The following is a 25,073-nucleotide window of genomic DNA, read 5'->3' on the forward strand; positions in this document are numbered from 1 at the left end:
CGCGCTGTCGCCCCCGGCGCTCACCGAGTTGGTCCGGGCCCGGGCCGAACGTCCGAACTGCTTCTTCGTCCTGGACGAGTCGGCCCGCATCTCTCGAACGCCGCTTCCCGCCCGGGGCCTGGCCTGCGTCTCGGATTCAGGTGTCCTGGAGGCCGCTGTCGGGGCGGCAGACGCCGCACGTAGACCGTGGAGTCCTCGCGTGCACCGTTTCGCGAGGCCCGGAGCCCGGCGCCGGGCGTTCTCCGATGTTCGGTCGTGACTGTCCGTATTCCTCACGGTGTGTGGCGCACCCTCGCCAAGGGCCATTGAAAGGGTGTTGTGGTGGAAAGAGTGCCCTTGCTCCTCGAATGAGGTGCAGAGCCGACGCTTGGAGAAGACCTTGAAGCGTGTTCCGTTCCGCCGATCCGCAGGACTGATGGTCGCCGCTGTGGCCCTGATGGCAGGTCCCGCCCTGTCCGCCCACGCCTCGACCTCGATCGCCCAGACCGATCAGCAGACCTACTCCGAGCAGGCGCGCGCCGCCGGCCTCACCGACGAGCAGGCCGGGCAGCTTCAGCGGCGGGTCGACGCCGTTCTCGCCCAGGATCCGCAGGCCCGCCAGACCTCGGCGAACACCCTCGCCATCCCCGGCGGCACCGCAACGATCCCGGCACCCGGGCAGCCCGAACCCCGCGACCTGGCAGCCCCCAACGCGCCCCGGGCCTGCAACGACGGACACCTGTGCATCACGGACGGGCGCGGCGTCAACTACGACTACTACCGGTGCGGCTACTACGACTTCAACGGCATCGGCGACGGAACCTTCAACAACAACCAGAGCTCCGGCACCCGCGCCCGCTTCTACAACAACGACGGCAGCGAACGCTGGTCCCACGTGGCCAAGGGCTCGGGCACCGCGTCCTGGACCCCCGTCTACCACATCCGTCCCTGCTGATCCCCGTCCCGGCCCCCGCCCCGCCCTCCCCGAGGGTGGGGCGGCGGCGCATCCGGCAGCCTCGCCGCGCTCATGGACGGGCCGTTGCGCGGCTACGGCATCACGGGGTCGCGGCGCCCGGGATCGGCATCGGCGCGGTCGGGTCAAAGGAGCTCGCCAGGCTGGTCCTGCCCCGCCCCGATCTGGTGGACGCGCAGGTCTCGCTCACCGAGGCCGGCTTCCCCGGCGGACACGTAGCCGTCCCCGCCGGGCTCGCCCTCGCCGCCACCCACATCGATCCCCCTCGCGTGCTGCCGGCGGTCGCCCCGCCCCTGCCCGGGGCGCGAGTGCGGTGTGGCGTATTCCGGCCAACTCTGTTGTCGATCATGGGAGTTGGCGTGAAGTCCTGCTAGTTTCGGCCTCAGTCTGACGGAGTCGGGGGGACTCATGGGACGGGAACGGGGCATACGTACGTACGCGCGGTCGCGCACGGCTTGCGGCAGGTGCGGCGTCGGCCGGGTGTGCCGGTGAGTACGCCCCACCCGAGCCCGAGCGGAACGGCGCCCCCGGGTTCCACCCCGCCGCCCAACACGACACCGACACCCGGCACCACGCAGCTGCCCCCGCAGGGCCAGCCTTCGGGCACGCCCGGCTCCCAGGCGACGCCGTCGCCGATGCCGAACACGCCGCCGACCCCGCCGGCCTCCGGTCCCGCGCCCCAACTGCCTCCGGCGACCCCGCCCCCCGTGACCACCCCGTGGACGGGCCCCGGTGGCATCGACGTCCAGCCGCTCCAGCTGTACCAGGTGTCGACGGCCCTCTCCGTCGAGCAGGAGTCGTTCCACAAGGCGCTCGCGCAGTTCCTCGACGTGCACGCCGGCTACTCCAAGGTCGGCGGATCCGGCACCGTCACGGTCGAGTTCGCCACCCAGTACGCCGCCGTCGTCGCCCTGCTCATCGAGACCCACGGCAAGGCCGTGGTCGCCATCGGCGGCGCGTCGGTCGGCTTCACCACCACGGCCAACAACTTCCGGCAGGCGGACGCGGCCACCCACCCGCTCAGTCCGCCCTTCGCGCCGTCGCCGCCGCCGCAGGTCATCTCCGCGCCGCCGGCGTACAAGGTCCCGCCGCCGTTCGGCGTCCGCGACGGCAACCCCGTCGACGACTTCGCCGACGTCTTCGACGACGGCGACATCCCCGGCTCCCTGATGCGCAGCGTGATCGAGGAAGCGCTGCGCACCGGCCGCGCGCTGGAGCTCCTGCCGCTCCCGAACTACCTCAGGGTCAACGAGCTGTCGCAGGCCTGGCTGCCGTACCAGACGGGCCTCGGCATCATCCAGGGGCAGCTCAGCGGCACCATCGACGCCATCACGGACCACACCAACAGCGACTGGCACGGGGCGATGCTGCAGTTCGTATCGTCCTTGTGGGGCACGAAGGCCTGGGGCAAGAACACGGCCGGTTACGAGTGGGGGCACAAGCCGCCGACCGGCGCGGGGACGAGCCTCCCGGTCTTCGGTGTCCTCAGCACCACGGCCCAGATCCTGGCCCAGGCCATCCGCTCGTACGCGGAGGCCGCGGAGAAGGTCCGCACCGAGCTGCGCCAGATCCTGAACAAGGCCTTCAAGGACGCCTTGGCACTCCTCGACCTCTCCGACCCCAAGGATTTCTTCGAGAACTTCTTCAAGCGCCTCAAGAACCTGTGGAAGGGCCTGGGCGCCGCGGTGCTCCTCAGCATCGACACGGACGCCGTCAACCGGGCCGTTGACGCCTACGAGACCGAGCTGCGGGCCCAGACGGAGAAGGTGAAGGGCCTGCTCGAACCGCTGCAGGAGGCCTCGCGGTCGGTGCCGACCTTCCAGTCGCAGTCGGCGAGGGCGGAGGCGTACGGGGCGCGCTCGCTCTTCGAGTTCAACCGATCGATCACCCCGCTCAACGAACAGTCGCGGGACCCGAACAACCGGTTCGGCATCGACCTCGCGTCCATGGAGTGGGAGACCAATCCCTACCAGGGCTCCCAGAGCAGCCCGAAGGAGGGGCACGCGATCGACCGGCACGTCGGCCTCACCCCCGACCAGCTGCGGATGCGCGTACGGGACCAGGGCGTCGACGCCTCGGCCTTCGCGGACCTGCCGGCCGCCCAGAGGAACGTCCAGGCCGCGCTCAACGACCCCGACAACATCGACACGATCACGAAATGGATGAACAACCAGAAGCAGAAGGTGATCAACGGGACGTTCAGCTCCGCCTCCTCGCCGGATCTGGACATCATCACCGTGAAGGACACCAACGGGAACAACGTCGTGACGGGATCCTTGGTCTCGAAGGACGACTTCGCCGCTCAGGGCTTCGGCGCCCAGCCGAAGGACGTCCACAGCGTGAAGCTGATCCTCGCCTACTCGCCGGATTCCGGGACGTTCTATGTCCGCACCGCCTTCCCGAGCGCGCCGTAATATGCGCCACGTGACCACGAAACACCACGAGTTCCTCACCCGGGGCGCGGTGGGACTCCTCCTGAGCATCGCCGCCGCGTCGCGCAACCCGGGCGCCGCGCCGCTGGAGGACGAACTCCAGCGGCTGTCCCGCCTCCTGCAGGATTCCCGGGCGATCGCCCATGTGATGCCCCTGGAGTCATTGGCCTCGCTGCTCGACCTCCTGGCCGACGAGGTCGGCACGGAGGTGTTCGAGACCCGGCCCGCCGCGTACCGCGAGCGGCTGGCGCGGGCGGCCGGTGACGATGCGCCGACGGACTTCCTTCGGTCGATGGCCGAGCTCGTCCGCGACCGCCAGTTGCTCTCGTACCCGGCCCTGACGGAGTTGTCGCTGTCCGACTGGGAGGCGAGCGCACGCTTCTCGCTGACCTCGGCCTTCATCTCGTCGATGGTGTCGGGGGAGTACGACAGCGTGGACGAGGCCCTGGACGAGATCCTGACCAGCGAGCATCCCGACTGCCAGGAACTCGCCGACCTCGCAGGCGAGTTGCAGCGCCTCCTGTACCTGTTCCGCACGCCCGCCGAGCTGGACGCCGCCTTCGCCACCGCCAGGCCCCATGTGACCCACGCACGCGTCCGCCGCCTGCTCGACGCCGTCCACGCCCACTTCGCCGAGCAGCACTGACCCACCACCCACCACCCCATCGCCCCGGAAGGAGCCGCCGCCATGCCCACCGACCCGAACCTCGCCGTGACGGACGAGGACCTGAAGCGTCTCGCGGACGACCTGGACGCCATGCGGACGCACATCGACGGGCAGGTGCGCCGGATGGACGCGATCGTCGACCGTGCCGAGGCGCGCTGGCGCAGCGAGGCGGCGACGGCGTACCGGAAGCTGCACCGCGAGGCCGGGGCGGACGCCGTCCGCGTCCGGGAGATCCTGGGAGTCCTGGCGGCGGCGGTCCGGATGAGCCGGGACGGCTTCACACGCCAGGAGCTGGACACCCTGCGGCAGTTCCGGGCCGAGAGCAAGAAGGTCGACATCGACGCCGAGGTACGCGGACTGTCCGGCGAGGGACCGGGCGGCCCGGGTCCCGGAGCGGCGCCGACCAGCAAGATCAACGACATCTGAACGGGTGTCCCCACACCCGTGAGGCAGGGGGAAACGTGAACGACGACGGCTCGATCACCGTCGACCTGGTCGCGCTGCGCGAGATGGCCGGCGACCTCGAGGACATCGTGAAGAAGCTCAACGAGCGCCTGGGCGCGCTGTACGACCGCACGGTGCCGGTCGTCCTGGCCTGGCAGGGCGAGGCCCGCGAGGCCTTCGTGGACGAACTCGACCGCTGGGACCGGCAGATGCAGGACCTGGAGGCCGCGCAGAAGTGGCTGCACGCCGTCGTCTCGACCGGGCACGCCAACTACTCCGCCGCCCACCGGGCCACCCTGCGCGGCTGGGGCGGGGCCTGACATGACGACACCGCCTCCCGGACCCTCCGCCCCCTCCGCGTCACCCGCCCCGGCCCGCGCCGACCGCGCCGCGAGCTTCCCTGACCGGGCGACCGCCCAATGGGCCACCCAGCAGGTGATCGCGCTGAACGAGCAGGTCATCCACCGCTGGCTCGCCCAGTCCACCCGGCAGCGGCTCGTGATCGAGGCCGCCTGGCCCTCGCGGCCCGATCCGGTGGGCACGCTGCTCACCACCGGGATGGCGCTGACCGGCCAGGAGCCGGTCCCGGTGCGCGCCGCCCGGGTCGTGCTCCGCCGGACCGGATCCGCCGAGCCCGGCGCGTACCCCTTCACCGTGCACTCCTCCCTGCCCGTCGACCTGTAGAGGCCTCCGTGTCCCTGAACCCCGCCGAGCACGACCGCAAGTACGGCGAGCTCGACCAGGTCGTCCGCGCACACCTGGGCCTCGGTCCGCACGCCCCCGAGGCCGTGGCCGGCTATCTGCGGCAGACCTGGCGCACCCGGCCCTGGGCCATCGCCGTCGCGGCCGAGCAGCTGCGCGTCTACGCCGACAATCCGCCGGGACGGCTGCGGCTGCGGCTCGGCGAGTACTACCGGCTGCCCGACACGGGGCTGGCGCCCGAGGAGATCCGGGACTGGCTCACGGGCCTCGCCGACCGGCTCGACGAGAGCCTGGCGAACGGCCAGGCGCCACCGCCGGCCGCGCCCGCGACGCCATGGGAGTGGCGGGCCCGCTTCCCCGAGCTGGCGCAACTGCTCGGCGGCTGGTTCTCGCAGGACACGCCGGACGAGTTCGGCGACCACGAGGCCGCGCTCGCCGACTACCTGGAGGGCACCGACACGGGGCTCGTCGCCCAGCTGACGGGGGAGCTGCACGACCTCCTGGCCCTCGGCCTCGACGAGGACGGTCTGGCCCTGGCACTGGTGACGCTCGGCGCGGAGGTCGAACCCCCGGCGCCGTACACCCCCGGAGCCTGGCTCGCCATGCTCGCAGTGCGGCTGCGCGGCTGAGCTCACATCTCGTCGCCCCGACGTACGCACGTCGGGCCCGGGACTGGTTCAGAGAGATCCGAAGCGACCTCTCGGCTGTTCTGAGGGGTGTCCGGGAGGGTCTCGCCCGTACGCGACGCGATGACCCGCTGGAAGTGCGGGCACGTCGCGATGTCCTCGTGTGCGCAGTTCAGGGCGCCCTCGATCAGGGCGAGCTGGGACCGTGCCTGCGCGACAGTGGCGCGGAGTGCGGCGCGGTGGGCCGAGAGGACCGTCCTGCGGTGCTGGGCGTCCTGGACCGTCAACATGGCCCGGATCTCCTGCAGGGCGAGGCCGGCCTCCTTGGCCCGCAGGATCACCGCCGTGCGGACCAGCTCGTCGCGGCCGTACCGGCGGTGCCCGTTCGCGCCGCGCTCGGGCGTGAGGAGCCCCATCGACTCCCAGTGCCGCAGTACGTGTGTGGCCAGCCCGAATCGCTCGGCGAGGGCCCCGATGGTCATGGACGGGATGGACCGGGCGTTCTCGCTTGACTTCACGTCGACATTAAGCGCCAGCCTGACGGTCATGTCCAACACACGGGTGCATGGTGATTCGGTCGGTCGGACAGCGCGGCTCATGGCTCTGCTGGACACGCTGGACGTACGCCCCGCCGCTCGGCGACTCCGTGTGCGCTCGTACGAGTTGCTTGGGCTGAGGCCCGGTGCCGCGGTCGTCGACGTCGGCTGTGGAGCGGGTCGCGCGGTGGCGGAGATGGCGGACCTCGGCGCGCGGGCGACCGGGGTGGACATCAGCGAAGTGATGCTCGCCGAGGCCCGCGGGCGGAGGCCGGACGGCGACTTCCGGCGGGCCGGTGCGGACCGGCTTCCGTTCGGGGACGGAGAGCTGGACGCCTACCGGGCCGACAAGATCCTCCACGAACTCGACGACCCCGCCCACGCCGTCGCGGAGGCGCGCAGGGTCCTGATGCCCGGCGGCCGTGCCGTCCTGATCGGCCAGGACTGGGACTCCTTCCTGCTCGACTCCGACGCCGCAGCGTTGACCCGGACCATCGTGCACGCCCGAGCCGACGTCGTGCCGGGTCCTCGGGTGGCACGGCGCCACCGGAACCTCCTCCTGGACGCCGGCTTCCGCGATGTCGACGTGGAGGTGCACACGGGTGTCTTCACGACACCGGCCGTGCTGCCGATGATCGACGGCCTCGCCCAGGGGGCGTTCGCGGCCGGAGCGGTCACCCGGGCGCAGGCCGACGACTGGGTGGCCGAGCAGCGGGCACGGGCCGAGGCCGACCGCCTGTTCCTGGCCGTGCCCTTCCTCGTCGCCTCCGCGACCCGGGCGTGAGCCGGCGACCGCGGCCACCGGCACGCGGCCCGGGGGCGGATTCGTATTGTTGCCCGGTCGGCGGCTGGAGGTCGACTTCGACGCCGACAACCCGGGTCTGTGGATGGTTCACTGCCACATCGTCTACCACGCCGAGTCCGGGATGACGACCGTCCTCGGCTACCTGAAGTAGAGGCCGCGGCGGTACGGGTGCGGCCCGGCCGGGATGCCCCGCCGGGCCGCACCCACGTCCTCGCGGCCGTCCCCGCCGGCCCCGTCAGACGCGGCCCGCGCCCCCGAGCACGGCCGGCCCGCACTCCTCCGGGAGGTTGGCGACGACCAGGGCGAACGCCTCGTCCAGGGTCTCCGCCCTGCCGAGGGTTCCCACACCCTTGGGCCCGGCCACCCGGAACCGTCCGTCGGCACCACGCGGATGGACCTGCCCCCCGACATGCGCGGCCGGCATTCCGGTGCAGCCGCTGAAGTACATGACTCCATGGCTGACCAGGGGGAAGAGCTGTCGCAGCCGCGGCTGCGCATGAGCCGCGCGGACGGTCTCCGCTTCGATCAGGTCGTGGCTTCCGTCGAGGAGGAAACGCCATTCCCCCGCCACGGTCTCCGCGGCACTCCGCGCGTCGGCGTCGTCCGTCATCTCTCTGCTCTCACCTCATGTGCTTCGGAAGCTTCGAAAGGTCGGGTTTGATCTCCGGGATGTCCGGCTTGGGCACATCGATCCTCTCATTGTTCGAGTACCAGTCGATCTCCTCCCAGGGACGGCCGAGACGGTCCTCGTCCGCCTCTCCCCAGGCCGCGTCGCCGTCGTACTGACGCACGGCGCGGGCGACCAGACTCATCTCCCACGCGGTTCCGCCCACACCGGCGGGCGGGTAGTTGTCCTCGTGGCTCATGTTGAACTGGGAGCCGAACACCGCGGCTTCCCGGAAGGCCTCCACGATCGTCTCCGGGGTGTTCCAGTTGCCCACCTCCCCACGGCTGTTCGGCATTCCGTCGAGCGTGATGGACAGCCTCGTCCCCCGGTCGCCGACCGCGCCGGAGACATTGGTCATCCAGTCGGGCGGGGTGCCGTACGCGTAGTCGTTGCCGTTGTACGTGTGCGCCCCCGGATCCCTCTCGCGGTTCGGGTCGTGATCCGGATCGGCGGGGTCGTTGCGCAGATACCGGGCCAGTTCGTTCGACGCGTGGGTGGGCGGCCGGTTCGGCCCGAGGACGACACTGTGCCGGGGCTTGTCCGCACCCCTGTGCGGGCAGCCCGCCAGCCCCAGCGGGTCGATCCACCTGGTCGGATTCTCCACGTACGCCACCGAGTTCGGTGACGGGACGAGACCCAGGGGGTCGGGGGAGACGTAACGGCCCGAGGCGGGATCGTAGTGGCGGTGGCGGTTGTAGTGGAGCTGGGACTCGGGGTCGAAGTACTGACCGGGGAAGCGCAGCGGGGTGTACGCCGTGGCGTCGCGGTTCCACGTGGTGGTCCCCCACAGGGTGGCGCGCGTGCGCCAGGCGATGTCGCCGGACTCGTCGACGAGTTCGCGGGGAGTGCCGACCAGGTCCGTGACGATCGCGAAGAAGCGGCGGTCGACCTCCGCGCCGTCCAGGAACCGGCGCTCGACCTGGACCACCGGCTTGGAGCCGTCGTGGTCCCAGGTGAGCGCGACGCTCTCCGGCGCGCCCGCAGTGCGGGTCGACTGCTCGCAGAGGGTGTCGCCGTCCCAGGTGAACAGCGTCTCCTCGGCGACCGTGACCCCGTCGTCCGCGAGGCGCCGCTTGGCGACCCGACGGCCGAGCGCGTCGTACAGGTACCGCCAGCGCGTGCCGTCCGGGGTGGTGACCGCGATCAGCCGGTCCTCGGCGTCCCAGTCGTAGCGCCAGGTGTCCGGCTTGCGGGAGAGCCGGGCCTTCTGCCGCAGCACCACCCGGCCCTGGGCGTCGTGCTCGTAGCGGATCGCGCCGGCGCGGACGATGCGGGTGCCGCTGTACTCGCGGGCGCCCTCGGCCGTGCCCGCGCCGGGCCAGGAGGCGTGCGTCTGGTTGCCGGCCTCGTCGTAGGCGTACCGCTCCGTCCAGTTCTCGGCCCTGAGGCCGGTGACCCGGCCCTCCGCGGACAGTTCGAACCGCCGGTGACCGGACAGCCGGTCGTCGACGGCGGTGAGGTGACCGTCCGGGCGGTAGGTGTACGCGCGCTGCTGGACGAGCCCGGTTCCGGCCGCCCGGACGCGCTGGCCGGTGAGGCGGCCCACGGCGTCGTAGGCGTGGTCGATGGTGAGCGTGGTGCCGACGCGCCGCGTGGTCTCCAGGCCCGACGCGTCGAACTCGAAGTCGACCCGGTACCCCGAGGTGTCCAGGCGCGCCGTGGAGCCGGCCGGATAGGACCAGGAGCCGACCGCCCCGGACGGCGTGGTGCGCCGGACACGGCGACCCCCCTCGTCGTACGCGCGGGTCAGCGTCCGGCCGTCGACCGTCTCCTGGAGCACCCGGCCCGAGACGTCGCGGACGTACGACAGCTCGCAGTCGGGGCCGATGGCACCGGCCAGGTGGCCCCGGGCGTCGTAGGTGAAGCGGGTGACCGCCCCGTCGGCGTCCTTCAGGACGAGCCGGCCGCCGGGGTCCCGCTCGTAACGGACCGTCTGCCCGGCCCCGTTGGTCCGTGAGGCGAGCCGCCCGAGCCCGTCGTACGTGTAGCCGAGGGTGCGTCCGTCGAAGTCGGTCTCGGCGGTCAGCAGACCGGCCCGGTCGTAGGCGTAGGACCAGGTGAGCCCCTGCGGGTTCGTGACGTGCGTGAGGCGGAGTTCGGTGTCGTGCGCGAACTCGTGGCGCGCCCCGTCCGGTGTCGTCCGGGCGCTGACCAGGTCGAAGTGGGTGTACTCGAAGCGGGTCTCGCCGCCCAGGGCGTCGGTGTGCAGGACGCAGTTGCCCTCGCCGTCGTACGCCCAGGTCTGGGTGGCCCCGTCCGGATCGGTCCGCCGGGCGAGCCGGCCCTCGACGGTCCACTCCAGTTCGGTGCTGCCGCCCTGCGGGTCGGTGATCCGCACGGGCCGGCCGAAGGCGTCGCGGACGTAGCGGGTGACCCCGCCGTGCTGATCGCGCACCGCGAGCGGGAGGCCGGCCGGGTCGTTCTCCACCCGGTCGACGGCGCCCAGCGAGTCGTCGACCCCGGTAAGGCGGCCCCGTGCGTCGTAACTGAGCCTGGTTGTCGTGCCGTTGGGGCGGATGAACAAGGACGGGTTGCCGTCCTCGTCGTACTCCTGCCGGGACACCGAACCGTCCGGGGCGGTGACGACCGTGATCTGGTTCAGCTCGTTGTACTCGACACCGGCCGAACCGCCGTCCGGGTGTGCGACGCCGGTGAGGTTGCCGCGCTCGTCGTAGGTGTACGCCGTGGTCCGCCCGGCGGGGTCGGTGCGGGTCGCGAGCCGGTCGTGGCGGTCCCACGTCTGGCGGACGGTGTTGCCCAACTGGTCGGTCACGGACAGGACGTGGAGGCGGTCGCTGAGGACGTAGACCTTGGACCCGCCGGTGGAGTCCGTGAAGCGGGTGATCCGGTCGCCGGTGGCGGGGTGGACGTCGTACGCGAACGTCGACGACAGGCAGCCGTCCGGGCCGATCGTGCGGGCGACCCTGCCCTCGGCGTCGTACTCGTACCGGAACGTGGAGCCGTTCCGGTCGGACCACGAGGTGATGCGGCCGTCCGGGTCGTAGGTGAACCGCATCGGCAGATCAGAGGAGTTGACGACCTGGGTGAGCCGGCCCGGCTCGTCGTAGCCGTAGCGCATCACCGTCCGCGGGCCCTCGGGTGTGCGGAGAGCGAGCTCGCGCACCCTGCCGTCCTCCGACGCGAGCGTCGCCAGGTAACCGCCGGAGTGGGACACGGAGGTGGGGGTGCCGTCGCCGCGCCGCCCGAAGGCGATCCGGTTGCCGCCGCGGTCCTCGATCGCGGTGAGCCAGTACGCCGAGGACTCGTGGTACGGGCTGCCGGCGAAGGTGCGGATCACTCCGGTGCGCGGGTCGGTGACGCGGTACGTGGTCACCGCCTCGTCCTGCTCGCCGTGGCGGAGTGCCAGACGGGGACCCTCCACGGGGAGGACGGGGTCCGCCGCACCGGGCGCGGGGAGTGCCGGGAACCACAGGACCGATCCGTCCTCGCGGGCCCAGAAGGCGCCCTGGCCGGAGGGGGCCGGCTCGATCCGTTCGTCGAGGGTCGAGGCCCAACTGGGCCCGAACCAGTGTCCGTAGCGGTACGTCGACAGATGGGTGCGCCGCAGGACCAGCGGCAGGACGCCCGCCAGGGACAGGTCGACCTGCTCCATCGTCATCTCGCCGGAGGCGATGTCGACGGGGTCGCCCTCGCAGGTGCGGTCGCCGATCTCGACGCTCTTGCCACGGGGGTCGGACCTGCTGTCCTTGAGGGGCTCCGGCCTGACGTGCGTGCCGGAGCGGGGCCCCTTGCCGCCCGGCCCGTGGCCGTGGGAGTCCTTGCCCTTGCCGTCGTCGTCCTTGCGTTCGCGGGCGAGACGGTCGCGGATGTCGTCGTCGTTGTTCCTGTGGTCCTTGGATATCCGCTTGACGGCCTTGGGGAGTGTCTCGCCGACGTGGTCGCCCATGGTCTTGGCGGACTTCACCAGCGCGCCCATGGCCTTCTCGATGACGGGGTCGAGGGCGTCGGCGATGTCGTCGCGGCCCTTGTTGCGGCGCTGGGCCGACTTCGCCTTGGTGAGCTTGCCGGCGGTCTTGCCGTGGATGCCGACGCTCACGCCGTTCAGCTTCGTACCGGCGTTGTCGTGCTCGTCGTGCTCGATGTGGAAGCCCTTGCCGCCGCCACGACCGCCGCCACCACTGCCGCCGCCTCCGGCGGAGGCGAGGTTCAGGCTGTCCTTCGCTCCCCGCACGCCCTCGTCGAAGCCGTCCTTGCCTGCCTGTCGCGTCTGATTGAGGTCCACGCCGTTCTGGACGCCGAGGGCGTCCATGCCGACCTGGACCACCAGGTCCGCCGCCATGTTCTCAAGGGCGGCCACGACCGGTTCGGTCATGACCGAGACGATGTGACCGACGGCCTCTTCCATCGCGGCCGTGATGAGCTTCAGCAACTGCTTCTTCGTGAACGCGATCGCTCCGGCGCCGAGCAGAGCGGACAGACCGCCGGTGACCGGGATCAGCGCCATCGCCAGACCGGTCTGGCCGGCCAGCACCCCGAGCTCCGCGACGGCCTTCCACTTCATGCCCTCGATCGCACCCGCCGCCAGGTCGAGCGCGTCCGCGATCGTACGGGCCGCGGAGACCATGTCCTTGAGGTGCTTGCCCTTGACCTTGGTCCAGTGCGCGTTGAGCGCGTCCATGGCCTCGCCGTGCCCCGACGACAGCAGGCGCTCCATGTGGTTGTTGGCGAGCTGGCCGTCGTCGGCGAGGTCGTCCGCGAACTCGCGGAGCGCGTCCGCCATCTCCCGGTACGCGTCCTCGTCGACGTTGGGCCAGTTGACCCCCACCAGGTCGAGCAGTGTGTCCGCCCAGTCCGGCACCGTGACAGCCATGACCTCAGATCCCCCCGTGCGCACGCATGTTCGCAGAATGCGAGTGCGAATACTGTGTCATGGGAGGACGTAGTCGATCAACGTGACTTCTTCCCCGGGCGGGATCCACCGCTTCGTCGAACCGCATGCGGTGAGGGGCCGTTTCAGAGTGATCCGAAGCGGCCCCTCGGCTGAATCCGGGAATCGGTCGGGGGTCAGACCGTGTCGTTCACCTCGCTCGCCTCGTCGGCGCCGATCGTCTCGCTCCCGAGGCGGTCGACCGTGACCGCGAGGTCCGCGATCGTGCGCGAGGTGAAGACCTCGCGCAGGCTGATCGTGATCCGGAACCCCTTGCGGATCCGGGCGATCAGCCGCGTCGCGGCCAGCGAATCGCCGCCGAGCTCGAAGAAGTTGTCGCGGACATCCACGTGGGGGAGTTCCAGGACCTCGCACCAGAGGGCGGCGAGCCGCTCCTCGGTCGGTGTGCGCGGTGCGGAAGGCCTGGGCGCGTCGTCGGTCCGCCGGGGGGCGGGCAGCGCGCGCCGGTCGACCTTGCCGTTGGGGCTCAGCGGCCAGGTGTCCAGGGCCAGCACGTGCTGGGGGACCATGTGCGCCGGCAACCGTTCTCCCAGCCATGCCCGGAGCCGGTCGCCGAGCGGCGCGGCCCGCTCGACGGTCTCGGCCGACCGGGCGGGGGCGGCGCGGTCCACCCGGCCGCCGAGCAGGGAGTGCACCAGCAGATGACGTTCGCCCAGTGCGAGCAGCGGCCCCACTGGGTCGAAGTCGAACGCGCCGATCGGGCAGAGGCCGACATCGGTACGCGACACCCGGTCCATCAGGAGCTGGCCCATGTACCCGGCCTCCAGCAGACAGAGGTCACGGGCGAGCCGGCCGTACATGGGCTCGATCGCGTCCAGATCCGCGACGAGGAACACCCAGAAGCCGGCGGCCTCGAAGACGGCCCGGTTGTGCGGCGCGTGGATCCCGGCATCGATCGTCGCGCCCTCTTCGAGGGTGACCAGCGCGCTGTCCCGCGGGTCGAGGTAGTACGTGCCGCCCGCCAGGCCGGACACCGCACCGGCCTTCACGTACAGGTACGTCTGGACCGGGTAGAGGCCACCGCTCGACGGGTAGCGGCACGTGGCGAGTCCGTCCACCTCCTCCTGACGCAGGACGCCCAGGCAGTCGGCCAGTTCCGCCAGGTCCAGCGGCCCGGGGAGAAACGCCCGGTCGCTGCGCCGCCGCGACGGCTCGTCCGCCACCGGGGGCAGGACGACCCGGGGCCGGTCCGCCTCCCGGCGCAGGCCGTGCCGGGCGAGCTTGAACGCGGCCCGGTCCAAGGGGTCGAGCACTGTGACACCGTTGCGCCGGGCCTCCTCAACGTCGGTCGCGTCGGGGAGCCCGTCTCCGTCTCCGGCCCGCGTACCTCCGCCCGTCGGCCGTACGCCGCCGCCCGCCGCCTCGGGAATCACGTACGCGACCAGCCCGTCGTGGCCGGGCCGGTCCGTGCGGCCGGTGGCGGTGACCACGGCCGAGGAGACCTCGGGGTGTGCGCGCAGGGCCGCTTCGATCTCCCCGAGCTCGATGCGCTGGCCCCGGATCTTGACCTGGAAGTCGGCCCGGCCCATGAACTCGACGGTGCCGTTCGGCCGCCATCTGCCGAGGTCCCCGGTGCGGTACATACGCTCCCCGCTGCGGGGGTGGGTGGTGAACACCGCGTCGGTGCGCTCGGCGTCCCGCCAGTACCCGTCCGCCAGGCAGACGCCGGAGACGTACATCTCCCCGGTCACCCACTCCGGGCACTCCTCAAGGCGCTCGTCGAGCAGGTGGTAGCCGACATTGGCGAGGGGGGTGCCGTACGGAACGCTCCGCCAGGCCGGATCGACCTCGGCGATCCGGTGCCAGATGCTCCACAAGGTCGTCTCGGTCGGGCCGCCCACGGAGACCGTCTCGATGCCAGGTGCCGCGTCCGCCAGTCGGCGCGGGACCGCGAGGGGGATCCAGTCGCCGCCGAGGAACGCCAGCCGCAGCGATGCGAGCGCGCCGGGCGAGCCGGCCGAGCGGGTGGAGCCGGTCGTGCCGGTCGAGTTGTCCCCGCCGGTGGCCTCCAGGAGCATTTCCATCATCGCCGGGACCGAGTTCCACACGGTGACCCCGTGGGCGGCGATCAGCCGCGCCCAGTGAGCCGGGTCACGGCGGTCGGCGGCTGCCGGTACGACCATCGTGCCGCCCGCGCCGAGGACCCCGAAGAGGTCGAAGACCGACAGGTCGTGGTGGAGCGCGGACACCGCGAGGCAGCGGTCGTCCTCGGTGATCCGGAACGCCGCGAGGGTCTCCACCAGGCAGTTGACGAGAGCCCGGTGGCTCACCGCGACGCCCTTCGGCTCGCCCGTCGACCCCGACGTGAACATCGTGTACGCGAGGTCGGCCGGGCTGCCGTCGGAGGGGAGCGGCGTGTCGGTGACGGCGGGCAGCGGCCGGTCCAGGCAGAGCCGCAGCGGTCCGGTCGGCCAGTCCAGGGTCTCGTCGAGCCTCGACCGGGTGAGGACGAGTTCGACCTCGCCCTTGGCGAGCAGACGGCGGAGGCGTGCGCCGGGCAACTCCGGGTCGATCGGCAGGTAGGCGGCGCCCGAGAACAGCACCGCGTAGGCGGCGACGGCCTGCTCCCAGCCCTTGTCCATGACGACGGCCACCAGCCGGCCGGGCCGGGCGCCCCGGGGACGCAGCCAGCCGGCCACCCGCCGTGCGGCGGCGTCGAGTTCGGCGTACGACAGGGTCCGGTCGGGGGCGATCACCGCAGGGGCGTCGGGGCGGGCGGCCACCTGCCGCTCGAAGAGGTGCTGCACCTGGATGTCCGGGACGGCACGGGCAGGCCCGATGCTCGACCGGCGCCGCTTCGCCTGCGCGGGCGGCAGGGCGAGCGGGGTGCGCAGGTCCCAGGTGCGCTCGTCGGTGGCGAGCGCGCGCAGCAGCGCCGTATGCGCGGCGAACATGTCGTCGACGAGTCCGGCGGGGAAGAGCTCGTCGACCGCGTCCCAGTTGAGGAGCAGCGCGCCCTCCTCCTCCTGTACCTGCTCGTCGAGGGAGACCTGCGGAGTCTGCGAGACGGCGAAGACGGGGGTGAGCAGCTTCTCCAGTGCCGTCCTCTCCTCGGTGGCGAAGGTGAGGTTGCTGGTCATGACCACCGGCATCAGTGCCTGGTCGAATCCGCCCTGGAGCCGCATGAGTTCGCGGAGCACCTCGACGCCGCCGACGTCCTGGTGCCGCAGGTCGGACCGCAGCTGCCGCTGGAGTCCGCGCGCCCGGTCCAGGAAGGTGGAGCCCGTACGGAAGTCGACCTCAAGGAGGGTGAAGGACGCGAACTGACCGATCACCTCCCGGTAACTCGGGTCGTGCACCGGCCGGTTGAGGCGCGGTACGTTCAGCGTGAAGTGGCGGCCGGCGCTCCAGGCGGCCAGGACCTCGGCGTAGGCGGCGAGCAGCAGTCCGGTCGGAGTGAGTCCGGCCCGGCCGGCCCGCTCCTTGAGGCCCTGCCACAGTTCGGCGGGCAGCGTGGTCTCCCGCCGGGTGAACCGCGGCCGGTCGATCGAACCGGCGCGGGCGGCGCCGGGCAGCTGCGGCGCCGGGGGCAGCTCGGGCAGCCTGCTCCACCAGTGGTCGCGCGAGCGCCGGTACGCGGCCCCGTTCCGGCGTTCGGTCTCGGCGCGCACATGGTCGCGAAAGGACTTCTCCGGCCTCGGGGGCCGGGCGTCCGGCTCCTCGTAGAAGCGGGAGAGGTCGTCGAACAGCAGCCGCCCGGAGGAGAAGTCGGCGATGAGCGAGTCCACGCTGAGGTGGACGCGCAGGCCGTCGTCGAGCCGGGTGGCGGCGACCTCGAACAGCGGCCAACGGTCGGCCGGGCGCACCTCGTGGGAGAGCCGTTCCCGGATGGCCGCCAACTCGTCCTCGGACTCCCGGTGTTCACGGCCCCGGAGATCGGTCACCCGGATCTCGTACGGGGGCACCTCGGTGAGGATCCGCTGCTCGTTGCTGTCGGGCAGCATCACGGCGCGCAGCATCTCGTGCCGGTCGATCACCCGCCGCCAGGCGTGCTCGAAGCGGGGCAGGTCGAGATCGGGGGCGTCGAACTCCAGATAGACATGGGTGGAGACGTTCCCCAGCTCGAAGGCGCCCGTGCGGCCGAGGCAGTAGGCCTGCTGGGTGTCCGTCTGAGCGAAGGGGGCGTCAGGGAGGGCGGCCGGGTCCGCCGCGCCGGTGCCTGCGGTGTCCGGAGTGGAGGCGAGCCCCGAAGCGGGCGTGAGGGCGGGCGTGGTGCCGAGGGCGGGGGTCTCGGCCGGGAGCGGTCGGCCCGCGTCGTCGAGCGGGAGTCCGCCCGTGTGCCGCTCGACGACGATCGCCGCGAGGGTGGCGATCGTCGGGTCGCCGTCGAACACGTCCTCGGAGACGTCCACGCCGAGGTCCCGCTCGACCCGGCCGACGAGCCGCAAGGTCGCGAGCGAGTCCAGCCCCAGGTCGAGCAGTGGGCGTTGTCGGTCGGGACCGCCCGCCGTATCGGTCACCAGGGTCGCCACCAGGTCGCTCAGATAGGCCTCGACGGCGCTCCTCCGGCGGTCGGTGGTGGGCGGCTCCGGTTCCTGTGCGGCGCCGGAGGTCCACTCGCCGACGACGGTGAGGGCGCCGTCGAGAAGCGCCTGCCGGGTGGCCCTGCGCCGGATCTTGCCGCTGGAGGTCTTGGGGATGGTGCCGGTGCGGACGAGGACCAGCCGGTGGAGTCGTACGTCGAACTCCGCGACGATCACACGGCCGAGCTGCCGGGCGACCTCGGCGACGGGCGGCAGCTCCGCCCCGCGCCGGACCTCGGCGACGAGCAGCAGCTGTTCCGTGCCGTCGTCGTCGACGGCCACGGCGGCCGAGGAGTTGGCCTGGAGGGCAGGATGGGCGCGCTCCGCGCAGCGCTCGATGTCGTGCGGGTAGAGGTTGCGGCCCCGGACGATGATCAGGTCCTTGCTGCGGCCGGTCACGAACAGTTCGCCGTCGCGCAGGAACCCCAGGTCGCCGGTGCGGAGGAACGGCCCTTCTCCGGTGGAGAGTTCGGCCTCGAAAGCGGCCTCGCTCTCGTCCGGGCGCCCCCAGTATCCGTGGGCGACGCTCGGGCCGCCCACCCAGATCTCACCGACCCGGTCGGGGCCGCAGACGGCCGCCGTGGCCGGATCGACGACGACCAGTCGCTGCCCGTCGACAGCGGACCCGCATCCGACGATGTCCCGGCTCCGGCCGGACCCGCCGCCCGTGGTGCCGGGGCTTCCTTCGCCTCCCGGGGCGACGCGGTGCGCCTCCAGCGTGGGGACGTCGACCGTGACGGTGGCCGACGGGGTGAGGTGGGCCCCGCAGGACACCATCAGGGTGCCCTCGGCCAGCCCGTAGCTGGGCCGCAGCGCGTTCCGCCGGAACCCCCAGGGGGCGAAGTGCCCGGCGAAGCGGTCCAGCGTCGCGGCCCGTACGGGCTCCGCGCCGACGATGACGCTCTCCAGGCTGCTCAGGTCCAGGGGCTCGTGGACGGCGGGATCGACCCGCTCGACGCAGAGGTCCAGGGCGAACGGAGGCGTCGGGGAGTTCGTCGCGCGGTAGGCGGAGATCGCGCGCAGCCACTGGACGGGGTCCAGGACGAAGGTGCCCGGCGCCATCAGGACCGCGGGGAACCCGGCGGCGAGGGGCTGCAGGATTCCGCCGATGAGCCCCATGTCGTGGTACGGCGGGAGCCAGCTCACACAGAGGGAGTCCTCCGACGCCCGGATGCGCCGCTGGATCTGGGCGGAGTTGTACAGGAGGTTGCCGTGCGAGACCATCACGCCCTTCGGCGCGGCGGTGCTGCCCGAGGTGTACTGCAGGAACGCGAGGCTGTCGGTCCCGACGAGCGGATCGGTCCACTGCTCGGCGTCGGCGGTGAGGTCGCCGTTCGAGAACAGGGCGACGTCCCGCAGCTCGGGTGCGTCGACGAGTCGCCTGCGGGTCCCGGCCGTGATGCGGTCGCCCAGCAGCGCGGCGACGGGCGCCGCGTCCGCGGCGACGGCCCGGAGCCGGGGGAGGCTGCGGGTGTGCGGCGGATAGCACGGTACGGCGACGGCCCCGGCGTACAGGCAGCCGAAGTACGCGCTCAGGTAGTCGGCGCCCGGCTGGTGCAGGATCAGGACCCGGTCACCTGTCTTGACCTGTTCCTGGAGCGTCGCCGCCACCACACGTGCGCGGTGGTCGAGCCGGGCGTAGGTGAGCCGGGCCTCCTCCTCGCCATGGCTGTCGAGGATGACGTACGCGAGCCGGTCGGGCTGCCGCTCGGCCCGGGACCGCAGCAGCTCGACGAGACTGCTCGGCCGCCGGCCGTACGCTTCCGGGAAGGGCGCGGAAAGGTTCATGCCCGCCGCTCCCCGTCCCGCACGTCGGCGAAGGCCTCGCCGCCGCCGCCGTCGTCGTCGTCCATGGCCGGCTTCTCCGCGGTCACCAGCTGGGTCCGGACCCAGGGTCCGCTCCACCACATCCGGGGGCCGGCGTCGGTGCGGGTGGCGTTGACCGCGCCCGCCGCGCGCAGGATGTCGACGTAGCGCGGGGCGTGGAAGACGTCGGCCACCAGCAGCCGGCCGCCCGGCCTGAGGACGCGGTAGGCCTCCTGTACGGCCTCCTCGCGGCCCCGCGCGCTCATGATGTTGTGGATCGCCATGCTGGACACCACGACATCGAACTGGTCGTCGAGGAAGGGAAGGCTGCGCATGTCGGCGGTGACCAGCTCGACCTGGTCGGAGACCCGCTCCCGCCGGGCGTTGTCCTCCGCGGCGCTCTCGGTGTTGCCGGACTGGTCGACCGAACGCCAGAGGTCGACACCCGTGACCCGGCCCTTCGGTACCCGGCGCGCCACCGCCGTCAGCACCGCTCCCCGCCCGCAGCCCAGGTCCAGGACCTGTTCGTCGCCCCGCAGGGCGAGCGCGTCCAACTGCTCCTCCCAGACGAGGAACTTGCCCCGTAGGGTCGCGTGCAGATACAGCCCCGCCGGGACGGCCACCAGCGGCGGGATCCGCAGCAGCCAGCGGGGCGCGCCCGCGGAGACCGCCGCCAGCGGCGCCAGGACGCCGCCGCCGAGGGCGGCCATCCAGCCGGGACCGTCGATGCCGTAACGGCCTTGTCGTACAGCCTTGTTGCTCACGATTGACATTCCTTGATCCACCAATCGAAGGGATGAGACGCGGGTTCCGGACGGGTGGGGGCGCGGCTCAACGGGGAAGGCAGACGTCCGACACGAGGCCGAGGACCTCGGCGGTCGACTCGAAGGGGAAGAAGTGGGTGCCGGGGAAGATCCGTACGGTCACCTCGCTGCCCAGCTCGCTCCACCGCTCCACCTCGGCGGGCGGCGCCGCCGGGTCGTCGGCGCCGCCGAGCGCGATCAGCCGTACGCCGGGCGAGAGCACGTTCTGTGTGCGGTAGGTCTCGGCGGCCTCGAAGTCGGCGCGCAGCACGGGCAGGATGAGCTCCAGCCATTCGTCCTCCGCGAGCAGTTCCGGCGGGATTCCGCCCAGGGCGCCGATCCGGTCCAGGAACTCCCCGTCGGGGAGGAGGTGCATGGGCTCGGTGCGGCGGGGCACGTGCGGCGGGACGGAGCCGGACACGATCACCGCGGCCGGGGGACGGGGGCCGTCCTGGAGGGCGAGGCCGAGTTCGTAGGCGAGCAGAGCCCCCATGCTGTGGCCGAACAGCACGTAGGGGAGTTCGTCGGCCCGGCGGGCGACCGGCCCGGTGAGCCGCTCGCCGAGCCGGGCCACCGACCTCTCGGGGGGCTCCGCCATGCGGAGTCCGTGCCCCGGCAGGTACACGGGCACGACTTCGATCCCGGGGCCCACCAAGCCCTGCCAGGAACGGAAGACCGACCCGTCCGCCCCGCCCTGCGGAAGACAGAAGAGCCGGGTGTGGTGACGGGCTGCCACGGGACGGTCGGGGGAGAACCACAGGTCTTCGGTGGTGACACTCACTGAAGGCACATACTTTCGACTCGCTGGTGACGCGTCGTCACCCCAATGGATCTTTGGGTGCAACGACCACTCGGGTCGGAAGGAAACGGTGATGCTCGGCCGGCTCCCCGGGGAGAACGAGAACCGGGGGCCTGGTATCAGAGGTGGTCCCCCTGATACCCGGCCCCCGGGCGCGCGGTCATGCGGTCACATGGTCACGCGGTCAATCCGCCAACCTCACTTGCCGATCCACGCGTTGTGGATCGTCAGCGTCGACGTGTTGCCCTGCTTGTCCGTGACCTCGGCGGAGAGCGAGATGCCGCTGTCCTTCGCCGGGCTCTTCACGGAGATCTTCCCGTCCTGCACCTGCGCGACCTGCCAGGTCTTCCCGCCGTCGTAACTCACCGACACCGAGAGCGACTTGAGGTTGCTTCCGGCGGCCGAGCCCTGCACGGTCACCGGGACCAGGACCGGAGCGTTCTCCGGAGCGCGGGTGGCGAGGTCGACGGGGGCCGCGAAGCGGACCGTGGACACCGGCAGCGACGTGGTCTCCGCGACCTGCTTCGAGCGGAACGTGAAGCCGGCGTCGATCCGGGTGGAGACCGCGGCGACGTTCGACGGGCGTTCCACGGAGGTGACGAGGCGGTACTCGGCGTCGGCGGCGTCGACCGTGAAAGGCTTCGAGCCGCTCAGCGGGTCGTCGTTCGTGCCGACCTTGACGCCGTCGCGGTACAGCGTCGACGTGGCCGAGGTGAACGGCACGGTGCCCACGTGGCCCTTGCCGTCGGCGACCAGCGGCACGGCGCCGACGAGCTGCTGCTCGCCCGTCGCCGGGTCGGGAGCCGTACGGAAGACGCCCATGCCCTTACCGAGGAGCGGGCCGAAGACACCCGTGTTGAAGGTCTCCCGGTACGTCCGGCCGGTCTCGTAGCGCTTCGGGCGGACCATTTCGTAGGCACCCTCGAAGGCCGGGTAGCCCCACTCGTCCAGCTCGCCGAGCTGGTTGATCCGGGTGAGCCACGAGACCCCGTCGGCGGTGGAGACGTAGAAGGTACGCGTCCCCGGCGCCGCCTGCGGTGCCGAGAAGCCGATGCCCTCCGGCGCGCCCGGCAGATGGGAGTACGGCGAGGCCAGGACGGTCTTACCGGGCGCCGACGAGCCGAGACCGACCTTGAGCGTGGCCAGTTCGTTCGCCTTCACGTGCTTGGTGTAGCCGGTCGTGACCTTGCTGGTCTTGCCGCCGAAGGCCACCGAGTACTGGCTCGTGGGGTCCTTGAGGAAGTGCGCGTCCCAGGTCTGCAGGAGGGAGCCGTCGGTGACCGCCGGACCGAGGTGCGCGGTGCGGAAGCCCTTGAAGCCCCTGAGGACCCAGCCGTTGCCGACCTCGCCGATCTCGGTGTCGACCTCGTAGTACGTGCCGCCGTAGTCCGCCATGCCGATGCCGGGCACCGTCAGGTCCACCGGCTTGGTGGTGCGGGCGTCGGCGGTGACCGAGGTGTCGGCGGTGACGTCCAGCTTCGGCTGGGCGATCCAGTCGGTGCCCGCGGTGTAGTCCGACGGGTCCTGGTAGACGGCCGAGTTGAAGGTGTACGAGCCCTTGGGCACACGGATCGTGTGGACGCCCGGCTCGTTGTCGACGCGCGCCTGGAAGCCGGCGGCGGGTCCGCCGACGCCCGTCAGGGTGCTGGAGAAGTTCTGCGCGTCGGAGCCGTCGCGGCCGAGGGTCCGCACCGTCACGTTGTACGACTCGGCCTCGCGGACGGCCACCGCGGCCGTGCGCACGGACTGCCCCGCCGCGGTCGCGGTGACGTAACCCGAGTAGGTGCCGTCGGCGTCACCGACGCTGGTGTCGGCGACGAGGTCGACCTCGGCGGTGCCGCCCGCGGGCACGGTCACCTTCGAGGCGCCCAGCGCGAAGAACCCCGCCGGGGCCGGCTTGCCCGCCGGGTCCAGGGTGGACACCGACAGGTCGAGGGTGACGTCCGTCGTACCGAGGTTGCGGTAGGTGAGCTTCTTGGTGACGGACTTGTCGTCGGCGTGCGGCCAGAGCGCCGTGCCGAAGTTCAGCGACACCGGCTCGGCGATCACGCTCTGGGCGAGCGCCTTGTCGACCTGGATGCGGCCCGAGCCCTGCTGGAAGGCGGTGTACTCGCCGCCCTTGGTGGAGCCGGTGAGCGCGCCCTTGAGCTCGGCGGACTTCCAGTCGGGGTGCCGCTGCTTCAGGATCGCGGCGGCGCCCGCGACGTGCGGGGTCGCCATCGAGGTGCCGTCGATCTGCAGGTACCCGGGTGCGGGGTGCGGCGTACCGGGTCGCAGGTCGATGAGGCTGCCGGCGGCGGCGGCCGCGGTGATGGCGACGCCGGGCGCGGTCACGTCCGGCTTGACGGCGCCGTCGCCGACGCGCGGGCCGACGCTGGAGAACGGTGCCAGCCGGTCGTCCTTGTCGACGGCGCCGACGGTCAGCGCGGCGTCCGCGCTGCCCGGCGAGCCCACCGTCGACGCGCCGTCCTCGCCCTCGTTGCCGGCCGCGATGGCGAAGAGGATGCCCTTCTCGGCGGACAGCTTGTCGACCATGGCCTCCAGCGGGTCGACGCCGGGGCTGTCGGGGCCGCCGAGGCTGAGGTTGACCACGTCCGCGCCTTCGGCGGCTGCCCACTCCATGCCCGCGACGACGGCGGAGTCGTCGCCGTAGCCCTCGTCGTCGAGGACCTTCCCGCTGATCACCTTGGCGCCGGGGGCGACGCCCTTGAACCGGCCGCCGGACTTGGCGCCGGTGCCGACGGCGATCGACGCGACATGGGTGCCGTGCCCGACACGGTCGACGGCGTCGGCGGAGGCGGAGAAGTTCTTCTCGCCGACGACCTGGGTCCTGAGGTCGTCGTGGGTCTTGTCGACACCCGTGTCGAGAACGGCGATCTTGACGCCCGTGCCGTCGTACCCGGACTGCCACGCCCGGTCGGCACCGATCTGCGGGACGCTGCGGTCCAGGCGCGCACCGCGCACCCCGTCCAGCCACACCTTGCCGATGCCGGAGGCGGTGGAACGCGCGCCGGTCCGGCCCTGGTCGGTCAGGGCGTCCCACACCCGGGCCACGTCGTCCTGCGAGGTACGGATGGCGTCGGCGTTGATGGTCGGGAAGGTCCGCCGCAGCTGGGTGTCACCGGCCGAACGCACCTCGGCGCGTGCGGCGGCGGCACCGCCTTCGTACTGCACGATCAGCTTGAGCCCCGCGCGGTGGCTCTTGAGCAGCCGCGGGTCGGTGAGGACGTCGAGGTCGAAGAGCCGCTGGTCCAGCCGGCCCGAGGAGATGAGGCGCTGGGCGTCGGCGGGCACCACCAGGGTGTGGCCCGCCGTGCGCTGCACCTGTACGGGTATGTGCTCACGGCCGGCGGCGGACTCGAAGCCCACCATCCGGCCCGTGTTGTCCACCACGACGCGGTCGCCGGTGATGAGCGGGATCCGCCGGCTGCCGTCGAGGCGCGGGGTGTCCGGTGCGGCCGTGGCGTTCGCGGCGATCGCCGCCGCCGGGCCGGTCATGCCTGCCACGAGCGCCACCGAAGTGGCCGCCGCGATGGTGAAGGCGCGTGCTCTGTGCACGTGTGCGCGCAAGTCTCCCCCAGGAGCTTGGGATGAGGTCGAATGGTCGGTTCCGGACCGGGGGCGCAAGAGCGCCCGTCGCCGGTCAGCGCAGTATGTGAGGCGCGGCGGAAGTGATCAACGACGGGACGCGCGTGGGGGATTGAGTGCCATGGATTCAGGCCATCCTGCGTCCGGCGAGTGCGATGGGGCGACGACGGCTCTGTGACCGGACCGTGACACCCGGACGATGCTTGTGCGACGGCGGCTGCCGCCCACCCCTCCGGATCGCAGACGCCGCACGCCTTTCGAGGGTGCTCAGTCGCGCGGCCGGACGGCGTCCGGCCCATTGGCCGTATCCGGATGGGGAGGGAACCGCCCTCCGTTCGGGCGCGGGGGCGCACTGCTCGACCGCAGTCGTACGGGTCTCGGCGTGTGCGCCGGAACGGTCAGCGGTCCGGCGGGGACCCTGAGGGGGCTGCGGGGTGCGGGCGGGGTGTGCGAGGTTCTGGGGGTACGGGCTTGCCCGGCCGGTGGTGGTTCTTCCGGCCGGGCCCGCCCGCTGGGTCAGGACGCGAGGACGCGTGCCTTCTCGGCCGCGAACTCCTCCTCCGTCAGCGCCCCTTGGGCCTTGAGGTCGGCCGGCTCGCTCCCCCGGTGATAACGGCGGTACGGGCCGTCGTGCCGAGCGGGCCGGGCCCGGCGATGCGTCGACGGATCATGGTGTCACTCCTCGTCCAGGGCGGTGATGGCGCGCACGACGTCCTCGTGCGGTACGCGTTCCAGGAGGGCCGGCCGGCCGGCTGAGCCCCGTGCAGCCGTGGCGAGGCGCGCGGCCCAGCCGTTCGTCGGTGACCGACTCGAA

The 25,073-nt window shown here is 72.0% G+C and carries 15 protein-coding genes and 2 pseudogenes; 9 read left to right on the forward strand and 8 right to left on the reverse strand.

Translation table 11 applies throughout. The features are described 5' to 3' along the window. The first annotated feature begins 415 nt into the window (after positions 1-415). From V4Y03_RS29685 to V4Y03_RS29715, 7 genes are all read left to right on the forward strand, one after another. Entirely contained in the window at positions 416-934 is a 519-nt protein-coding gene (locus tag V4Y03_RS29685; RefSeq protein ID WP_332436930.1) for a hypothetical protein, read from the forward strand. A 725-nt stretch (positions 935-1,659) separates the two neighbouring features. Beyond that, positions 1,660-3,366, forward strand: a complete 1,707-nt coding sequence (locus tag V4Y03_RS29690; RefSeq protein WP_332436931.1) for an RNase A-like domain-containing protein — start codon at positions 1,660-1,662, stop codon at positions 3,364-3,366. 10 nt (positions 3,367-3,376) lie between these two features. Beyond that, complete coding sequence (locus V4Y03_RS29695; protein ID WP_332436932.1) at positions 3,377-4,030, forward strand: hypothetical protein; 654 nt, start codon at positions 3,377-3,379, stop codon at positions 4,028-4,030. 42 nt (positions 4,031-4,072) lie between these two features. After that, positions 4,073-4,477 (forward strand): WXG100 family type VII secretion target, encoded by a 405-nt coding sequence (locus V4Y03_RS29700; protein WP_332436933.1) that lies wholly within the window; start codon positions 4,073-4,075, stop codon positions 4,475-4,477. Positions 4,478-4,512: 35 nt separating this feature from the next. Then, on the forward strand, positions 4,513-4,815 hold the full coding sequence (locus tag V4Y03_RS29705) for a WXG100 family type VII secretion target (protein ID WP_443079844.1): 303 nt from the start codon (positions 4,513-4,515) through the stop codon (positions 4,813-4,815). Between the two features lies 1 nt (position 4,816). Further along, positions 4,817-5,179, forward strand: coding sequence for an RNase A-like domain-containing protein (locus V4Y03_RS29710; RefSeq protein WP_332436934.1), 363 nt, complete (start codon positions 4,817-4,819; stop codon positions 5,177-5,179). Between the two features lie 8 nt (positions 5,180-5,187). Further along, positions 5,188-5,826 (forward strand): contact-dependent growth inhibition system immunity protein, encoded by a 639-nt coding sequence (locus V4Y03_RS29715; protein WP_332436935.1) that lies wholly within the window; start codon positions 5,188-5,190, stop codon positions 5,824-5,826. Between the two features lie 2 nt (positions 5,827-5,828). Here the strand turns inward: V4Y03_RS29715 and V4Y03_RS29720 are convergent, their stop codons facing one another. Beyond that, positions 5,829-6,305 carry a MerR family transcriptional regulator gene (locus V4Y03_RS29720; RefSeq protein WP_332436936.1) on the reverse strand — a complete coding sequence of 159 codons (477 nt, stop codon included), beginning with the start codon at positions 6,303-6,305 and terminating at the stop codon, positions 5,829-5,831. Positions 6,306-6,420: 115 nt separating this feature from the next. Here V4Y03_RS29720 and V4Y03_RS29725 point away from each other — a divergent pair, with 115 nt between their 5' ends. Together V4Y03_RS29725 and V4Y03_RS29730 are read left to right on the forward strand one after the other, a co-directional pair. Beyond that, positions 6,421-7,143 carry a methyltransferase domain-containing protein gene (locus tag V4Y03_RS29725; RefSeq protein ID WP_332436937.1) on the forward strand — a complete coding sequence of 241 codons (723 nt, stop codon included), beginning with the start codon at positions 6,421-6,423 and terminating at the stop codon, positions 7,141-7,143. A 43-nt stretch (positions 7,144-7,186) separates the two neighbouring features. Further along, positions 7,187-7,315 (forward strand): annotated as a pseudogene (locus V4Y03_RS29730) (multicopper oxidase domain-containing protein); the annotation flags it as partial. 84 nt (positions 7,316-7,399) lie between these two features. On the opposite strand, the gene V4Y03_RS29735 reads toward V4Y03_RS29730, so the two are convergent. The 7 genes and pseudogenes from V4Y03_RS29735 to V4Y03_RS33960 all read right to left on the reverse strand — a co-directional run. Continuing rightward, positions 7,400-7,774, reverse strand: a complete 375-nt coding sequence (locus V4Y03_RS29735) for a DUF6193 family natural product biosynthesis protein (RefSeq protein WP_332436938.1) — start codon at positions 7,772-7,774, stop codon at positions 7,400-7,402. 10 nt (positions 7,775-7,784) lie between these two features. Then, complete coding sequence (locus tag V4Y03_RS29740) at positions 7,785-12,662, reverse strand: RHS repeat-associated core domain-containing protein (protein ID WP_332436939.1); 4,878 nt, start codon at positions 12,660-12,662, stop codon at positions 7,785-7,787. Between the two features lie 194 nt (positions 12,663-12,856). Beyond that, a complete protein-coding gene (locus tag V4Y03_RS29745; protein ID WP_332436940.1) occupies positions 12,857-19,051 on the reverse strand; it encodes an amino acid adenylation domain-containing protein in 6,195 nt (2,064 codons plus the stop codon). Continuing rightward, positions 19,048-19,833, reverse strand: a complete 786-nt coding sequence (locus V4Y03_RS29750; RefSeq protein WP_332436941.1) for a class I SAM-dependent methyltransferase — start codon at positions 19,831-19,833, stop codon at positions 19,048-19,050. The genes V4Y03_RS29745 and V4Y03_RS29750 overlap by 4 nt, the downstream gene beginning before the upstream one ends. A gap of 67 nt (positions 19,834-19,900) precedes the next feature. Continuing rightward, positions 19,901-20,653: a thioesterase II family protein gene (locus V4Y03_RS29755; RefSeq protein ID WP_332436942.1), complete on the reverse strand. Its 753-nt coding sequence runs from the start codon at positions 20,651-20,653 to the stop codon at positions 19,901-19,903. Between the two features lie 216 nt (positions 20,654-20,869). Beyond that, a complete protein-coding gene (locus tag V4Y03_RS29760; protein ID WP_443079845.1) occupies positions 20,870-24,229 on the reverse strand; it encodes a S8 family serine peptidase in 3,360 nt (1,119 codons plus the stop codon). 546 nt (positions 24,230-24,775) lie between these two features. Then, positions 24,776-24,844, reverse strand: a pseudogene (locus V4Y03_RS33960) (SHOCT domain-containing protein); the annotation flags it as partial. Between the last annotated feature and the right edge of the window lie 229 nt (positions 24,845-25,073).

The sequence above is a fragment of the Streptomyces sp. P9-A4 genome, from assembly GCF_036634195.1.
Taxonomy (GTDB): Bacteria; Actinomycetota; Actinomycetes; order Streptomycetales; family Streptomycetaceae; genus Streptomyces.